This window comes from Paenibacillus rhizolycopersici (genome assembly GCF_014947195.2).
In the GTDB taxonomy this organism is placed as follows: domain Bacteria; phylum Bacillota; class Bacilli; order Paenibacillales; family Paenibacillaceae; genus Fontibacillus; species Fontibacillus rhizolycopersici.
The window spans coordinates 165,349-182,905 of the sequence record NZ_JADCNN020000009.1 but is presented as its reverse complement, the minus strand read 5'-3'; the positions used below and the strand labels follow the sequence as shown (position 1 = coordinate 182,905).

The following is a 17,557-nucleotide window of genomic DNA, read 5'->3' as shown; positions in this document are numbered from 1 at the left end:
GGGAGAGGTTAGGGTGAGTTACTCGAATTACACCAAAGAAGACATTTTACGCATCGCCAAGGAAGAAAATGTACGTTTTATTCGTTTGCAGTTCACAGATTTGCTGGGAACGATTAAAAACGTGGAAATTCCGGTCAGCCAATTGGAGAAGGCGTTGGACAACAAGATGATGTTTGATGGTTCTTCCATCGAAGGATATGTTCGTATCGAGGAGTCCGACATGTATCTCTTCCCGGATCTGGACACTTGGGTCATTTTCCCTTGGGTGACGGAGGATCGCGTAGCACGTTTGATTTGTGATGTATATATGCCTGACGGTACACCGTTTGCCGGCGATCCGCGTGGGATTTTGAAACGCGCGCTGAAGGAAGCCGAAGAGATGGGCTACACCGCGATGAATGTTGGGCCGGAACCGGAGTTCTTCCTGTTCAAAACCGACGATAAAGGCAACCCTACTACCGAGTTGAATGACCAAGGCGGTTACTTCGATTTGGCCCCTACGGACCTCGGCGAGAATTGCCGCCGTGAAATCGTATTGACACTGGAAGAAATGGGCTTTGAAATCGAAGCTTCCCACCATGAAGTGGCTCCGGGTCAACATGAGATCGACTTTAAATACGCGAGTGCGATCAAAGCCGCTGACCAAATCCAAACCTTTAAATTGGTCGTTAAGACGATTGCTCGTCAGCATGGGCTTCATGCCACGTTTATGCCGAAGCCGTTGTTCGGCGTGAATGGTTCGGGGATGCATTGCCACCAATCATTGTTCAAAGGTAACGTGAACGCGTTTTATGAGGAAAGTGATAGCCTGGGCCTGAGCAACGAAGCACGCCACTATATGGCTGGTATCCTGAAGCATGCTCGCGCATTTGCAGCCATCACAAACCCAACCGTAAACTCATACAAACGTCTCGTGCCTGGCTATGAAGCACCTTGCTATGTGGCCTGGTCTTCGAGCAACCGCAGCCCAATGATCCGAATTCCAGCTTCCCGCGGCCTTAGCACACGCGTTGAAGTGCGTAACCCGGACCCGGCTGCTAATCCTTACTTAGCTTTGGCTGTGATGTTGAAAGCGGGCCTGGATGGCATCAAGAAGGAGCTCCCGCTGGTTGATCCAGTCGATCGCAACATCTATGTGATGTCTGAGGAAGAACGCGTGGAAGAAGGGATCCCAAGTCTTCCGTCCGACTTGAAGGAAGCGCTTGGCGAATTGCTGCGCAGTGAAATTATTAGCGAAGCGTTGGGTGACCATGCGTTGACTCATTTCTACGAGTTGAAAGAAATCGAATGGGACATCTTCCGTACCCAAGTTCATCAATGGGAACGCGATCAATATATGACATTGTATTAAGAATAAGTTTACGCATATCCCTCAACGCCTGGCGTTGGGGGATATTTTTATGTCGTTGTAGATCTTTCCATACATGGAGGAAGCCGAGAGAGCTAACCTTATGAATTATAAGGAGGCCCAAAACGATGGCTACAGAAACACTGGAAAGAGGTCAAATACGCATCGAGGAGCAAGAGGTACCTCAAATCACCAATGATATAAATGAATGTAACGCTCCATGTCCGCACTGTACCACTTCCTATAATGGCTGCACGATGAATCCGAACCATTATGGTTCCCACCGATGTGCTAACGGCCATACTTATTAGGAATGTTGGAGATGAGGAGGAAGGGGCTTATCCTGTACATTTTGATAGCGTTAGTCGGATGCAGCAATCAACAGCCGGGTTCAATCAAAACCTATGATAGACCTCAGAATCAGTCTGTAGGATTGTCACAAGAAAGAAGAGCGGTTATTTCGAAGGACCCGCAACTCGTTGAGATGGAGGAAATGAAAATAATGATTCGAATGGTCGAATTGTTAAATTCTGAAATCCAGAATCCAGTAAACGCAGCGATGTATCTCGACACATTGAATCATGTATTAGAACAAGAAGTGCGACCATCGGCTATACATTTGAATCAATTGGGGTATCCTTCGGTCTTGCAAAGTTTAGACCGTATCGTGCAAAGCAATACACAGGCAAAGGTCAATCTGACTAAAGGTCAACCAGCTGCTCAATACCAGAATCAAAATTACGATCAATATCAAATCAACTTGATGAATCGGCAACTTCAGCAAAGTCAGGAGTTATTTCGAGAGCATAAACAATTCATGGACGGAATCTACAAGAGAATGGAACAAAGTCATAACAATTATATGAATAATAGGTAAAAAAGGATAGGAACAATGATTTGACATCAAATGGTTTGTTCCTATTTACATACGTTTGAAAGTATTGGGTCAAGCTAAGCGCAAAGGATGGGGGAGATGAATTGAATTAAGGAGGTAGTCACATGGTGACCGAATTGAAAAGATACCAACGCCGTCGCTACCGGTTAAAGCAGTGGTGGATAGCAGAACGTGCCGGATTTGGTTGGGGCACACGCGGCCGCCGCGAAAAGACAGGCTACAATCTAATGCACTTCCTGGACCTCGAATGGGATTAGTAAGGGGGAAGGGAATGCGTAAGGCGGATAAACCAAACAGGACGAAGTCGATATAAACCCATCGCTTCGTCCTGTTTGATGTTATCATTGCCGCATATTTAGAAAATTAGTGCAAGTCGCGGAACAGACCGACGACTTTCCCCAGGATGGTCACATGCTTCAAACGAAGCGGTTCCATCGTTGAATTCTCAGGCTGCAAGCGAATATGGTCTTTCTCTTTATAAAACGTCTTGACCGTCGCCTCGTCATCTTCCGTCATGGCTACAACGATCTCTCCGTTGTTGGCCGTTTGCTGTTGGCGGACGATCACATAATCCCCACTATGTATTCCGGCTTCGATCATGCTGTCGCCAACCACGGAAAGCATGAATACTTCTCCGTCAGCAGCGTAATGCTCTGGCAGTGGGAAATAATCTTCAATATTCTCCGTTGCCGTGATCGGCATGCCTGCAGTTACTTTCCCGACAACGGGAACGCGGGCAATGCTATGTGCAAACAAATTGTAATTCTCCGACTCTTCTTGGCCCAACAACTCGATGGCACGCGGCTTCGTCGGGTCGCGCCGGATGAACCCTTTCTTCTCCAGGCGGTCCAGATGGCCGTGAACGGTGGAGCTGGACGCCAATCCGACGGCTTCCCCTATCTCACGTACGGAAGGTGGATAACCTTTGGCGCGTACTTCGTTGCGAATGAATTCAAGAATGGCCTGTTGCCGGCTCGATACCTTTGACATGTACGGATCAACCCCATTTAGTAACGTTTGGAAAAATTATAACACAGAACTTCCGTTCGTACAAACATTAGTTCTAAAAAGAGAGATCAATATACGGAAACTAAAAAAAATAAGAACAACCGTTCGAAAAAACTATTGAATCAAACAAATGTTCGTGTTATATTGATTACATAAAACAGAACACTTGTTTGGAGTGATGGTTATATGTTGAAGTACAGTTCCTATCAAAGCATCTACGAACAACCTTCTTTTCGTCGTCCTATGGAGAGAAGATTACATATGAGTACATTTCTGAAGAGTAGATTGTCCAAAATTGCCGTGCTTCTGATCATTCTCAGCATCACATGCACCGGTATGGTACAGGCCTTTGCAGCGTCCATCGACAACTCCGCCACGGAAGAGCGGGCAGAATATGTTGTAGTGATGCCTGGAGATACCTTGTGGGAAATTGCCGTGGCTCATAAGCCTCAAGGTCAAGATACGCGAGTCTACATTCAGAAGTTGATGCGGACCAATGGGCTCGGTACCAGCTCGATTCAAGCGGGAGATACGCTGATGTTGCCCAACAAACATTAGAGGTTAACCGAGTTATGATATATAGGAAGAACCAGAGCTTGTTTCAAGGATGCGGGATGGGGTTGCCGTCGCCTTGACAAGCTCTTTTTCTCATGTCAAAGTAAGAATTAATGCCCTGTGTAACACCATGGGAAGCATAGTATATATAGAAGTGGGAGGAACTTATGGATATTGATGCGTTGGTTAAGCGGATTAATGAGCTGGCTCGAAAAGCCAAAGAAGAAGGATTATCGCAAGACGAGCTATTGGAAAGAGCCCAGCTTCGGGAAACGTATCTGCAAAACGTTCGCAGGAATTTTCGGCACCAGCTCGAGTCGATCGAGATTGTAGATAAATAGGGAGGAACGGGTATGGGTTCGTTTGATCGCAAAGTAGAACGTAATCAAGTAAGAATGAATAAGAAAGGCAAGGGACCGCAAGTTGGGCAGACGACGCGAAATTCACGGTCGACGCTTGGGGCAAACGGGGAAGGTGATGTTTTTAAAGGGCGCAACATCATTTTGCCTTTTCTCTTGTTCCTGTTAGCCCTTCTGTATGGCGGCGTAGGGATCATCGGCAATTCTGCGGAAGTGAACTCGGTGCTGTATTGGGCGACGATCTTTTTGTATATTGTGCTGGCTTTGGCCATTTTTCTTCGCAAGCCTTATTTGCGCATCAACAAGAGCTGGCTGTACACCTCGAAATTCAATCGTGATCGCATGCTGGATGCCGGTAACATTAGCAAAATCAAGGTTAGCCGGAACAAAATTGTGATTGAACCGAAAACACGGGAACCCAAATGGGTGTTCTACCGCACACGCAACCGCTTCGATACGGAAGCAATGGCCACGCGGTTGGAGCTGTATGCCAATACCCATCATGTAAAATTGGAGAAAGAATAGAATCACATTTGCAAGTATAAAGCGATAGAACGGAGAGGGCTGGGACGAATGACGATCAAAGCGGTATGTTTTGACCTGGACGACACGCTGCTCTGGGATGAGCGGAGCGTAAGAGAAGCTTTTGCGGCGACATGTGAAAGCGCGGCGGCCAAGTTGGGGAGATTAAATCCCGAAGAACTGGAAGAGGCAGTACGCCGGGAAGCCCGGAGCTTGTATGAATCCTATGAAACCTATCCTTTCACAACGATGATTGGTATCAATCCGTTTGAGGGATTATGGGCAACGTTCTCCGCAGGGGAACAACCGGAATTTCGCCAATTGGAGCAGCTAGCCCCGATCTATCGCAAGGAGTCTTGGCGGCGTGGTCTGCTTGCACTTGGAGTCGATGACGAGGTGCTGGCCGGCGAGTTGGCGGAGCAATTCGGACGCGAACGCCGCTCTCGTCCCCACGTATACGAGGAAACGTTCCAGGTTCTTAAGGAATTGAAAGGCAAAGTGAAGCTATTGCTGTTGACGAATGGTTGTCCGGCGCTTCAGCAGGAGAAACTGGATGGGGTGCCGGAACTGGCACCGTATTTTGATGAGATTGTCATTTCCGGAAACTTTGGCAAAGGCAAACCGGATTCGTCTATTTTTCGGCATGCGCTGGAACGGTTGGCGATCGAACCCGGTGAGGGGATCATGGTCGGGGATAAGCTGACGACGGATATCAAAGGTGCGCTCAGTGTCGGCATGACGGCTGTCTGGGTCAATCGGGACGGCAAAACGCTAAGCGGCGAAATCATACCGGATTATGAGATCAAACACTTGTCCGAATTGCATGAGCTTCTGGACAAGCTCTCCGGTTAATCTAACCTAAGAACGATCGACATGACGAGGCGGGAGCCGTCGCGGAAGGAGGGAAATCAGTATGCGAATTCAGAAGGTAACGGGGCTGTTAACCACCCTCGCGCTTGTGTTGGTCGTTATCGCCGGATGCAGCAGTAAAGAATCAACATCCGCCCAGGCGGATACGACGCTGGAGCCTATTCAGGTTGAGCTTGAGGTCGCACCCTCGATTGTCAAGATTGGGGACACGGTGAAGTTTGCCGCGAAAGTGACTCACCATGGTGAGAATGTGGATGATGCGAAGGAGGTCATGTTCGAATTTTGGAACACGGCCGACGACAACGCGAAGCATAGCCAGGTGAAAGTGAAGAGTGCCGGAAACGGGACATATGTGCTGGAGCATTCGTTTAAGGAGTCAGGGACCTATGAAGTGATTTCCCATGTCACCGCGCGGGATCAGCACTCCATGCCATCAAAGCAATTTACGGTGGAATAAGCTCGGACAAACCTGAAGATTAGCTGTTGCCCTTAAAGGGTGGCAGCTTTTTTTCGTTAATGGGATTTCCGAATTTTTCAAAAGGATGAACTCTAGTTTGTTCGGGTTTTAATTCTGAGTTGAACGATAGGATAACAATCCGTTGAATTGGGTGAAGAGACGTAATGAAATCGCCAATCTCTCTTTTCTTCAACGCTTTATTCTGTTAAACTAAAACATAACGTTTTACGGGAGGGACATGATCATGAGTAAACCTAGCCTGCTCGAAAGAATGAAAGAACGAATATTAATCCTCGATGGCGCCATGGGCACCATGATTCAGCAGGAAGACCTAACTCCGGCCGATTTTGGCGGCGAAGAGTTGGACGGCTGCAACGAAATGCTTGTGCTCACCCGTCCGGATGTAATACGCGGCATCCACGAGAAATATCTCGAGGCAGGTGCCGATTTGATCGAAACGAATACGTTTGGTGCGACATCCGTCGTGCTGGCTGAATACGATATCCCGCAAAGGGCACGTGAAATCAATTTGGCTGCGGCCAAGCTAGCGATCGAGGCTGCGGAAAAATACAGTACCCCGGAGCAACCCCGCTATGTCGTCGGTATTCTGGGACCAACGACCAAAACCTTGTCCGTTACCGGTGGCGTGACGTTCGACGAACTGACAGCCAGCTATGCGGAGCAGGCTTCGGCGCTGATTGAGGCCGGGGTTGATGCCCTGATGCTGGAAACCTCGCAGGATACCTTAAATGTGAAGGCGGGGAGCATCGGGATTAAGCGAGCATTTGCCGATACGGGGATCACCCTGCCGATCATGATCTCGGGCACGATCGAGCCGATGGGCACGACGTTGGCAGGCCAAAATATTGAAGCTTTTTACATTTCGCTGGAGCATTTGAATCCAATCTCCATCGGCCTGAACTGTGCGACCGGACCGGAGTTCATGCGCGACCATATCCGCACCTTGTCGGGTCTTGCGCAGGCGGCGGTCAGCTGCCACCCCAACGCAGGTCTGCCGGACGAAAACGGCACTTACCACGAGTCTCCGGATTCTCTCGCCCAGAAAATGTCGGCGTTCGCCGAGCAAGGCTGGCTGAACATTGCCGGCGGTTGCTGCGGAACGACGCCTGCTCATATCGCCGCGTTAGCGAATACGCTGAAGGATTTTCGGCCGCGGGAGTTGACAGGCAGCCATCTGCCGGCGCTTTCCGGGATCGAGCCGGTTTACATTGAATCGGAGAATCGTCCTTATTTGGTCGGGGAGAGAACAAACGTTCTGGGTTCGCGTAAATTTAAACGGCTGATCGTAGAAGGGAAATACGAAGAAGCTTCGGAAATTGCCCGTGCTCAGGTGAAGAACGGAGCACAGGTTGTCGACGTTTGCGTACAAGACCCTGACCGCGATGAAGCGGAGGATATCAAGAAGTTCCTTGAACTGGTCGTCAAGAAAGTCAAGGTACCGCTAATGATCGATACGACAGATCCGAAGGTGCTGGATTTGGCGCTCCAATATTGTCAGGGCAAGTCGATTATTAACTCCATTAACTTAGAAGATGGCGAAGAGAAGTTCGAACATGTAACGCCGCTGATTCATAAATACGGGGCGGCCGTAGTTGTCGGTACCATTGACGAACGCGGGCAAGCGATCACGCGGGAAGACAAGCTTGAGGTCGCTAAACGTTCGCACGATCTCCTAGTTCACAAATATGGACTCAAATCGGAGGATTTGATCTTCGATCCGCTCGTGTTCCCGGTGGGTACCGGGGATGAGCAGTATATCGGCTCGGCCAAGGAAACGATTGAAGGGATTCGCCTGATTAAAGAGGCCCTGCCGAAAGTTCACACCGTGCTGGGAATCAGCAACGTATCGTTTGGTTTGCCGGAAGCCGGCCGCGAAGTGTTGAACTCCGTGTTCCTGTACGAATGCACCAAAGCGGGTCTCGATTACGCGATCGTCAATACGGAGAAACTGGAGCGTTACGCCAAAATTCCGGATGAAGAACGCCGTCTGGCTGAAGAACTGATTTATCAAACCAACGACGAGACGCTGGCCGCCTTTGTGGCTGCCTTCCGTAACAAGAAGGTGGAGAAGGTCGAGAAGTCCACACAGCTCACGCTTGAGGAACGGTTGGCTTCTTATGTTGTGGAAGGCACGAAGGAAGGCTTAATCCCCGATCTGGAAGAAGCATTAAAGAAATACACCGCGCTTGAAGTCATTAACGGTCCTCTGATGGCGGGGATGGAAGAGGTCGGCCGTTTGTTTAACAACAACGAGCTGATCGTTGCCGAGGTCCTGCAAAGCGCCGAGGTGATGAAGGCGTCGGTGGCCTACCTTGAACCGTTTATGGAGAAGAACGAGACCAGCGTCAAAGGGAAAATCATGCTGGCGACTGTCAAAGGCGATGTGCATGATATCGGCAAAAACCTGGTCGAGATCATTCTGTCCAATAATGGTTACCAGATCGTCAATTTGGGCATAAAAGTACCACCGGAGCGCATTATCGAAGCGTATCGGAAGGAAAACGCCGATGCGATTGGTCTATCCGGTCTTCTGGTGAAATCGGCGCAGCAAATGGTGACAACGGCGCAGGACTTGCGAAATGCCGGTATCGACGTTCCAATCCTTGTGGGTGGTGCCGCATTAACCCGCAAATTTACCAAAACGCGGATTCGGCCCGAGTACGACGGCATGGTCGTTTACGCCAAGGACGCAATGGACGGCCTCGATTTGGCTAACAAGTTGATGGATCCGGCCGCCCGGGAGCAAATGCGCCTTAAAATGGAAGAGGAAAAAGAGACCGATCAGGCTGTTGCAGTTGCTGAACCGCTGCCGGAACTGACCCGCGTGGAGCGGTCCAAAATTTCAACGGATGCGCCGATTTATCTTCCGCCCGATCTGGAACGGCATGTGCTTCGCGATTATCCGATTGGTCATATCACGCCTTATATCAATATGCAAATGTTACTTGGTCATCATCTTGGGCTTCGCGGTTCGGTGGAACAGCAATTAGCGTCAGGCGAAGCAAAGGCGGTACAGTTGAAGGAGACGGTCGACCAAATCCTTCTTGAAGCAGTAACGGATGGCATTATTCGCACGCAAGCCATGTATCGGTTCTTCCCGGCGCAATCGTCCGGCAACGACGTTCTCATTTATGATCCGGCCAAGCCTGGCAAAGTGTTGAAGCGATTCAGCTTCCCGCGGCAAAAGGTTGAGCCATACCTCTGTTTGGCGGATTTCTTGAAGTCCGTGGACAGCGGGCAAATGGATTATGTTGGCTTCCTGGTCGTCACGGCCGGCCAAGGTGTTCGGGACTTGTCCGAGAAGTGGAAGGAACAAGGCGACTATCTGCGCTCCCATGTGCTGCAGGCGGTAGCATTAGAGCTGGCGGAAGCCCTGGCTGAGCGGGTGCACCATATTATGCGAGATACCTGGGGCTTCCCGGATCCGGCGAACATGACGATGAAACAGCGCCACGGCGCTCGTTATCAAGGGATTCGCGTGTCGTTTGGTTATCCGGCCTGCCCGGATCTTGAAGACCAGCAATTGTTGTTTGATCTCATGCAGCCAGGGGACATCGGCATTACATTGACCGAAGGCTTCATGATGGAACCGGAAGCTTCCGTTTCGGCGATGGTCTTCGCTCACCCTGAAGCGCAATATTTTAATGTAGACAAAGCTGGGGTATAATCCCATAAAGAAGCTCCTTGGAAAACCCTCCGAACTTCGGAGGGTTTTGGTAATCTGTACGTCATGCGAACCATTCTAGCGTAAAGGACGATAAAGGCATGGAACTCTATTTCTTGGGGACGAACGCGGGGGTACCGTCTTTGGAACGGAATGTGACCTCAGTGGCTTTGCGTCTGCTGGAGGAACGCCGTTCTCTCTGGCTGTTCGATTGCGGTGAGGGCACCCAGCATCAGATCCTGCGATCACCGCTGAAATTAAGCAAATTGGAAGCAATTTTTATCACCCATCTTCATGGAGATCATCTGTTTGGTTTGCCCGGACTCATTTCGAGCCGTGCCTATCAGGGAGGGGATACCCCCCTGGTCATTTACGGTCCAAAGGGCTTGAAGAAATTCATAGAGACGACGCTTTCGCTTAGCGAATCGCGTATTAACTATAAGCTGGAGATCGTGGAGCATCAAGGCGGCGTCTTGTTCGAGGACGAAACGTTTCGGGTCGAGGCGGCACTGTTGGAGCATCGAATCGACAGCTACGGTTATCGGGTGATTGAAAAAGATTTACCCGGTAAGCTAGACGCCGCCGTATTGGAAAGGTACGGAATTCGTCCCGGCCCACTGTACGGCAAACTTAAACGCGGCGAAAGCGTCGTGGCCCCAAGCGGCGAAACGCTGCATGCGAAGGATGTGCTCGGAGAACCTAAAGCCGGGAGAATCGTGACCATTCTCGGCGATACGCGCCCGTGCAATTCCGCATTAACCTTGGCCCAAGAGGCTGATATGCTTGTACACGAGGCAACCTTTTTGGATGAACTGGCGAAAACCGCGCACGATTATCATCACAGTACAGCCAAGCAAGCGGCGGAGGCTGCCAAGGAAGCCGGTGTGCAGCAACTTTTGCTGACCCATTTCAGCTCGCGCTACAAATCGGATGATCAGCTGTTACGCCTGCAGGAGGAAGCCCGGGCGGTATTCCCGAACGCGCAACTGGCCCGTGAACATGTGCTATATCCAGTGGCGCGCCGCTGCGGGAGGAAATAATTATTTTCCGGGAAAGCGCAGGAACTGACAGGGCATTTCAAAGTTTGGCAAGGGGAAAAGGTCCTGTTTTTTCACCATTCGTGCTGGTTCGACGCCAGGTGGCGGATCGAAGCTCTTTTTTGACACGGCCTCGAAAACATAACGGAAAAATTTGCCTGATCGCGGGTTTCCTAGGTACAATAATAGGAGACATCGTTGAATGGAAAGGATGAGGATTTTGCCAAAGGATTGGAAGGCCTATCTCATTGATTTGGACGGCACTTTATATCATGGGCCTAAGATGATCCCGGGTGCGGATGATTTGATCTCCGCCTTGCGTGCAAAGCGGATTCCCTTCCTGTTTGTTACGAACAATTCCTCGCGGACGCCTGCGGAGGTCGCCGCGCATTTGGAGGCGATGGGCATATCGGCCCGGGCGGAGGAGGTTTGCACGTCAGCGGTTGCAGCAGCCAGGTATATAGCCGAGGATCAGCCGGGCTGCAAGGTGGCGGCCATCGGCGAAGCCGGACTTACAAAGGCGCTAAATGAAGCTGGACTCCAGTTGATCTCGGAAGAACCGGATGTGGTGGTCCAAGGCATTGATCGCCACTTTACATACGAAACGTTAACCCGGGCTGCAAGGTGGATTCGAGGGGGAGCGCGTTATGTTTTAACCAATCCCGACTTGCTGCTGCCCACTCAGGAGGGTTTGATGCCTGGGGCCGGAACTCTTTCTGCGGCCATTCAGGCGGCCTCGGGCGTGAAGCCTGTGGTGATCGGTAAACCGGCGGCTCCCTTGATGGATTTTGCCATTGCTAGGCTTGGACTAGCGGCTTCGGAAGTGGCGGTCATCGGAGATAATCTGCATACGGATATTGCTGCAGGAGTGAATGCCGGCTGCGGGACCATTCTGACATTAACCGGTGTCACGACGGCCGACAACCTGCCGGACTTTGTGAAATCTTCGGGCGTGTCGGCGGATGTCGTATGTCGTGATCTGGCGGAAGTCAGAACATGGATCTGTGGATCGAACTTATAAGAATGAAGGGAAAGATGCACCATGCCGGAATTGCCGGAGATGGAAAATTATCGAATACAGCTTTCGCAGTATATTTTGGATCTCCCGATTACCGAGGTCGTCGTAGGCCGGGAGAAATCAGTGAACTTACCGGGGGAGGAGTTTATCCGGGAACTGATAGGAAGACAAGTGATTTTCGTCGAGCGCCGGGGCAAACATCTTCTGTTCCACCTGGATAACGGACGAAGATTGCTGCTCCACTTGATGCTTGGCGGGTTGCTGTACCTCGGTTCCAAGGAGGACCGCTCGGATCGCAGCACTCAGGTCGAAATTACCTTCGGGGAGTCCCATGTGTTGTATTTCATTGGGTTGCGTCTTGGTCATCTGCATCTACATAGCGCCAAGGAAGCGGAGGAACTGCTGTCTCATCTGGGGCCGGAGCTCCTTGACCGGCGGATGAACGCAGAGCGGTTTACCGCTCTGCTGCGCAAGCGGCGGGGAAGCCTGAAGACGACGCTCGTTAATCAGGATGTCATCGCCGGAATCGGGAATTGTTACGCGGATGAAATTGCATTCGCCGCCGAACTGCTGCCGACGGCTAAACTGCAAAATTTGAGCGACGAGGATTTTTCTCGCCTTTACCAAGCAGTCCGGGACGTGCTCATCGAGGCGACGGAGGCCGGCGGGTATATGGAGATGCCGCTGACCCGGGACGACAAGCTGACTGGAGGATCGAACGATACATGCCGGGTGTACGACCGGGAGGGAGAGACTTGTCCGCGTTGCGGCGACACCATCGTGAAAGCGGAAATGAACGGGCGCAAAGTGTTTTACAGCCCCGGCTGCCAGCATGACCGTTAAGGTGAAGGTTGGGGGACATTTAAGCATACGGGGCGGCTACTTTGGCGCTGCCAAGGCCGCCCTGCAACTGGGGGCCGGCGCTTTTCAGTATTTTCCGAAAAATCCGCGAAGCCTGACGGTGAAACCGTTTGATCCGCGGGATGCGGAGCAGTGCCGAATGCTGTGCCAGAAGCATGACCTGGCCTCGATAGCGCATACGCCTTATCCCAGTAATCTCGCCATTGGCAAGGACGCTGACGAGGACGCCTACAACCGAGTGGTGGCTTCGCTACGCAACGACCTGGAAATCGCGGAAGCGTGCGGCTCCATTGGGATCGTTGTACATTTTGGCACATTTAAGTCAGGAAACCCCTTACAAGGATATCAAAATATTATACAATGTATTAATGATGTGCTCTCCGGTTGGCGGGGCTCGGCAAAGCTGCTCATCGAGAACCAGGCTGGTGATCACGGCGACATGGGGATGACGATCGAAGAGTTGGTCCAGATCCGCAACCTGTGCCGAGATTCGGAGCGCATCGGCTTTTGCCTGGATACCTGTCATGCTTTTGGAGCGGGGATGTGGCAAGGCGAAGGAGATGAGAGCTTCACGGTTAAAGCCAAGGAGCTTCAGTTTTGGGACGGTTTATGTGCCGTCCACCTGAACGATTCAAGATACCCGGTATTATCGCGCAAGGACCGTCACGCCCGAGTGGGCCAGGGCCATATCGGTGAAGCCGGCTTTCGCTGGCTGCTGCAGATCGACGCGATCCGGAAATCCCCGCTTATTTTTGAGAGCGAAACCGGGGAAGATGGGACCTACAGAGAGGATATGGAGCGAGTGAGACGGTGGGCGGAGGCCTAGAAAGACAACCTGACTCCGCTTGGAGTGAAATACCGCGGGAAAGGAAGAACACTATTGATTCATGTATATATGGACGATTTTCGCCGATGTCCGCAGGGATTTACGTTAGCGCGCACCGTCGAGGAGTGTCTGGAGCTGCTTCGTTTGACGGAAGTAGACATCTTATCGCTGGATTACGATATGGGACCGGAAGAACCTACCGGGACGGAAATGGCGGCTGCCATGGTTCGGGAAGGACTTTTTCCGAGAGAGATTTATCTTCACACCTCCAGCATTTCCGGAAAAAAAAGCATGTACGAAATCCTGTACCAAGGCTTGCCGGAGCAAGTTCAGTTGCATAACGGACCGATTCCGTTCGAACGGTTGGAGGATATCGCCCGAAACTGCAAAGTGCCTCCGCATTCCAAATGGATTTGCACGGCCAATCATGGCTTTGCGCCCTATGCGCAGGAGGAGTTGCGCCGCACGTTCGGCAGCGTAAAGAGTTCCATGCTCATCCCCGGCGAAGTATTTGCAGCCTCGCTGCAGGCGATGCCAGAAAATGTGCAGCATCAGCTGCGTCAAGCTCCGCCGATTTTTCTGCGGCATACATTCCTGGTCGATTGGGAGTGGTGCCCGGGGGAAGCGGAAGAGGTGAAGCCGGAGGATTGGCTTGAACCGCTGCGGAAGTATTTGATGGCCGATTTTCGACTTCCTGGGGCCAAAATAGCTGTACAGGCGCGCAAATCGGACGATGGACTTTGGTCGGGAACGGCACTTGAACTTAAGGACCGTCTGCAGGAAGCGCTAAACGATGTCTCCGTTGCGGATTTCGTGGTGCGGGATGCCGATTGGATCATCTCGGTGTTTGCGGGAACAGACCGGATTTATGCCGGTGTGGCGCATCCGCAAGATAACCTTTCTGATTGGAACGGCGGCGCGATCCGCTTCCGTAAGGAGGAGGGTCAAATCTCTCGGGCGAAATTCAAGCTTCTGGAGGCCGAATCGGCCTTCGGCATTCCGTTCGAATCGTTCCGTGAAGCGCTGGATATCGGCGCGGCACCTGGCGGTTGGACCTCGTTCCTGCTGGAACGGGGCCTAAGCGTAACGGCGGTGGACACGGGGAAACTGCACCCGTCGTTGTTGTCTTCACCCAAGCTGACATTCTTGCAACGGAACGCGAGTCGAGTAAAATTCAAAGAGAATCAATTCGATCTTCTGGTTTGCGACATGAGCTGGAGCCCGAAATTGACGGCTAGGCTCGTGACAGAGCTGCTGTACGCGTTGGTTCCGGGAGGAACTGCGATTGTGACGGTAAAGCTGTTGACCAAGAAACCGATGGCGTTGATTCAAGAAGTCACCGACATATTTCAAGAGGCTCGACTTCAAGTACAGCGGGCGAAGCAGCTGTTTCATAACCGGGATGAAATCACGCTCTATATGATTAAATATTAACGGCGTGAATTAATGGCTTTGAAAAAAAGTGCTTTACATTTGACGCAAGCCGTCCTATACTGATTCCAAAATTATACAATGATCGCAATAGGGAAAGCATCCCCTGTCAACTTGGCCGAAGGGCCGAGGAATGACGAGGGAGCTTTCCCTTTTTTGCGTGCAGGAAAGGAGGAGTTATGGCAAGATTCGTTCCCAAAATCGCGCCGGGCGTCTTATTGGCCGAACGTTACCGAATTGAACAAATGATCGGGCAAGGCGGCATGAGCCGGGTTTATTTGGCTGAAGATCTGAAACTGCCGGGGAAGTTATGGGCAGTAAAGGAATGCTTAGACGTACCGGGTGGACCGGCGACCGTTGCCAAGGAAGTCAAGCTGTTGATTCAGCTGAATCATCACCGATTGCCGCGGATCGTCGACTTCATTGATCCAGATCGGGACGGTTATTCCTATATTGTCATGGATTATATTCAAGGCGTACCTTTGGACCAATTCATCCGCGCCAGGGCGGGGCGGATACCGATGGAGCTGCTGGTTCGATTTGGCCTCCAAATCACTGATGGTCTACGGTATTTGCATCGACATGAGCCTCCGGTCATCCATCGGGACGTTAAGCCGGCAAATCTGCTGGTCGACGACAAAGGGGAACTTCGGTTCGTGGATTTCGGAATTGCCCGCACCTTTACGGACGGCAAAACGGAAGATACGGTGCAGCTCGGGACCGTCGGCTTCGCTGCCCCGGAGCAATATGGCGATCGGCAAAGCGATGCGCGTACCGATCTTTATTCCCTGGGCGCGGTCCTACTCTATATGGGGACGGGGGGGCGATTTCCGGGCTGGACTCCTGAGGCAGCGGCGGCTTTACGAGACCAAGGGTGTGAACGTCTAGAGCCCATCGTGACCACACTGTTGCGGACTCGGCCCGAAGACCGCTTCAGTTCGGCCGAGGAGGTTAGTGAAGCTCTAGGTGCTCTCCTGCGTCCACGTCCTGAGGCATCCAGGTCGGCGATATTGGGTTCAACGCTCAAGACGTCAGGGGATGTCATTGATTTCAGCGGTCGACCCGCCATAGTCGGCATCGTTGGCGCATCGGCGGGAGCGGGCACAACCCATACGGCCATTGCCCTCGCTCATATGTTGGCACGCAGCATCAAGAAGGTAGCGATCGTGGAGATGGATTCCAAGTCTTCGGCGTTTCCTCGTTTGGCTCGACACTTGGATGAGGAGGCATCTGCGGAGAACAGGAAAACAGGGAGCCGGTTCCGAATCGGCCAAGTAGCTTACGCCAAATTGACAGCGCGTGCGGATTTCATCTCGTTGTTGTCCGAAGGTTTCGGATGCATCGTCTGCGATCTGGGAACCGGTCGTAGCAAAGAACTGCTTGAGGAATTCCGCCGCGCGGATCTTTCCATCATTGTCGGTTCCGGGGCGGAGTGGAGTGTCGAGGAACTGGAACATTTCGCAGGAACCTTAGGTTCTATCGGGCAGTTTCCGCCATCCTGGAGGTTTTGTGTACCGTTCGCTTCGACCTCCGGCTTGCGTCGGATCCGCAAATCATTACGCACGAAGAGCGTATACGCCCTTCCTGCGGATCCGAACCCTTATGATCCTGCGCCTTCGATGACTCACGCGCTTCAGGAAGTTTGTGGGAATCTACTGACGAAGTCCAAACGGGCGAGCCTTCGATTCCTGGTTAAACCCAAAACTTAGAAAGGTTGTGGATTGAACTATGCCAAGATTTAGGCAGAAAACCAAACAGTTGCTGCTATCTGGACTCATCGGTGTTGTTGTTGCCGGCGCATTGTTCACGGGGTATGCGGTTGTGCGGGAAAGACAAGTGCATGCCGCGCGGGCCGCCATGGTTCAGGATTATGAAGCCCGGCTGGCCGGTTTACGCGATCAGGTGCAGCAACGGACGATTCAGGGATGGGTACTGACGCGGGATATTCCCGCGGGAAACCGGATCGGGTCAGGCGACTTAAGGCGGGTGGAGCTGCCTGCGGACAGCGTTCCTGCAGATCTCTTGAAGTCGCAGGAAGCGATAGCGGGGAAATACGCGAAAATATCGCTTCGTTCGTTAACGCCTCTGACGGAAACTTTGCTTTATGAGGAGGAGCCGATTCCCGCTGATTTGCGCTGGCGAGAAATGGCATTCGTCCAGCTTCCGAAGGCTCTGAAAGAAAATGACGTCCTCGACATCCGAATTCAATTCCCGACCGGCCAGGACTATATTTTGTTATCCAAGAAGAAGGTGGAGACCTTGAGCTCCGAGACGTTGACGGTGACGCTTGGTGAAGCGGAGATTCTATCGCTGTCGAGCGCGATCGTAGACGCTTATTTACATAAAGCTTCAATCTATGCACTCGCTTATGTCGAGCCGAATCTGCAAAGCAAACCGGTGCCGACGTACCCGGTCAATGAAGGGGTCATGTCGTTGATCCGCAAAGATCCGAATATCGTGCAGAAGGCGGAACAGTCACTTCGTCTCAGCAACACGGCGCGGTCCGGCCTGGAAAGTGATTTATCCTCGATGTCCCCGCAGCGGGCTTCCGAATTTGCGAACAGTCAGACGCAGATCATGCGTTCGAATTCCCAGGTTCAGGGCGAAAACGTCGCGTCCGGGAGTCCCGTAGCGGACGGAACCTCGGCGGTATCCGACCGTTTTGAGCTGGGTTCGGAGAAATGA

The 17,557-nt window shown here is 51.8% G+C and carries 17 protein-coding genes; 16 read left to right on the top strand and 1 reads right to left on the bottom strand.

Translation table 11 applies throughout. The features are described from left to right. The first annotated feature begins 13 nt into the window (after positions 1-13). The 3 genes from glnA (at position 14) to IM700_RS12290 (ending at position 2,500) form a co-directional block, all read left to right on the top strand. Positions 14-1,351, top strand: a complete 1,338-nt coding sequence (gene glnA / locus IM700_RS12300) for a type I glutamate--ammonia ligase (protein ID WP_193416165.1) — start codon at positions 14-16, stop codon at positions 1,349-1,351. Positions 1,352-1,670: 319 nt separating this feature from the next. Beyond that, a complete protein-coding gene (locus IM700_RS12295; RefSeq protein ID WP_193416166.1) occupies positions 1,671-2,225 on the top strand; it encodes a hypothetical protein in 555 nt (184 codons plus the stop codon). Between the two features lie 122 nt (positions 2,226-2,347). Then, complete coding sequence (locus IM700_RS12290; protein ID WP_167521191.1) at positions 2,348-2,500, top strand: hypothetical protein; 153 nt, start codon at positions 2,348-2,350, stop codon at positions 2,498-2,500. 106 nt (positions 2,501-2,606) lie between these two features. Here IM700_RS12290 and lexA read toward each other — a convergent pair whose 3' ends face one another. After that, positions 2,607-3,233, bottom strand: a complete 627-nt coding sequence (gene lexA, locus IM700_RS12285) for a transcriptional repressor LexA (RefSeq protein WP_155605864.1) — start codon at positions 3,231-3,233, stop codon at positions 2,607-2,609. Between the two features lie 279 nt (positions 3,234-3,512). Between lexA and IM700_RS12280 the strand changes: the two genes are divergently transcribed. From IM700_RS12280 to IM700_RS12220, 13 genes are all read left to right on the top strand, one after another. Continuing rightward, positions 3,513-3,809 carry a LysM peptidoglycan-binding domain-containing protein gene (locus IM700_RS12280; protein WP_239483837.1) on the top strand — a complete coding sequence of 99 codons (297 nt, stop codon included), beginning with the start codon at positions 3,513-3,515 and terminating at the stop codon, positions 3,807-3,809. Positions 3,810-3,973: 164 nt separating this feature from the next. Then, a complete protein-coding gene (locus IM700_RS12275; RefSeq protein WP_155605866.1) occupies positions 3,974-4,147 on the top strand; it encodes a DUF896 domain-containing protein in 174 nt (57 codons plus the stop codon). Positions 4,148-4,159: 12 nt separating this feature from the next. Then, entirely contained in the window at positions 4,160-4,690 is a 531-nt protein-coding gene (locus tag IM700_RS12270; RefSeq protein WP_155605867.1) for a hypothetical protein, read from the top strand. A gap of 48 nt (positions 4,691-4,738) precedes the next feature. After that, positions 4,739-5,539: an HAD family hydrolase gene (locus IM700_RS12265; protein ID WP_193416167.1), complete on the top strand. Its 801-nt coding sequence runs from the start codon at positions 4,739-4,741 to the stop codon at positions 5,537-5,539. 61 nt (positions 5,540-5,600) lie between these two features. After that, positions 5,601-6,014: a FixH family protein gene (locus IM700_RS12260; protein ID WP_193416168.1), complete on the top strand. Its 414-nt coding sequence runs from the start codon at positions 5,601-5,603 to the stop codon at positions 6,012-6,014. Positions 6,015-6,258: 244 nt separating this feature from the next. Next, positions 6,259-9,702, top strand: a complete 3,444-nt coding sequence (gene metH, locus IM700_RS12255) for a methionine synthase (RefSeq protein ID WP_193416169.1) — start codon at positions 6,259-6,261, stop codon at positions 9,700-9,702. 98 nt (positions 9,703-9,800) lie between these two features. Then, a complete protein-coding gene (gene rnz, locus IM700_RS12250) occupies positions 9,801-10,739 on the top strand; it encodes a ribonuclease Z (protein WP_155605871.1) in 939 nt (312 codons plus the stop codon). A gap of 199 nt (positions 10,740-10,938) precedes the next feature. After that, complete coding sequence (locus tag IM700_RS12245; protein WP_239483836.1) at positions 10,939-11,757, top strand: TIGR01457 family HAD-type hydrolase; 819 nt, start codon at positions 10,939-10,941, stop codon at positions 11,755-11,757. Positions 11,758-11,778: 21 nt separating this feature from the next. Next, positions 11,779-12,597, top strand: a complete 819-nt coding sequence (locus IM700_RS12240) for an Fpg/Nei family DNA glycosylase (protein WP_193416170.1) — start codon at positions 11,779-11,781, stop codon at positions 12,595-12,597. After that, entirely contained in the window at positions 12,587-13,441 is an 855-nt protein-coding gene (locus IM700_RS12235) for a deoxyribonuclease IV (protein ID WP_193416171.1), read from the top strand. Before IM700_RS12240 ends, IM700_RS12235 begins: the two co-directional genes overlap by 11 nt. A 54-nt stretch (positions 13,442-13,495) precedes the next feature. After that, positions 13,496-14,875, top strand: coding sequence for a cyclic-phosphate processing receiver domain-containing protein (locus tag IM700_RS12230; RefSeq protein WP_155605874.1), 1,380 nt, complete (start codon positions 13,496-13,498; stop codon positions 14,873-14,875). Positions 14,876-15,051: 176 nt separating this feature from the next. Beyond that, on the top strand, positions 15,052-16,581 hold the full coding sequence (locus tag IM700_RS12225) for a serine/threonine protein kinase (RefSeq protein ID WP_193416172.1): 1,530 nt from the start codon (positions 15,052-15,054) through the stop codon (positions 16,579-16,581). Between the two features lie 19 nt (positions 16,582-16,600). Next, entirely contained in the window at positions 16,601-17,557 is a 957-nt protein-coding gene (locus tag IM700_RS12220) for an SAF domain-containing protein (protein WP_193416173.1), read from the top strand.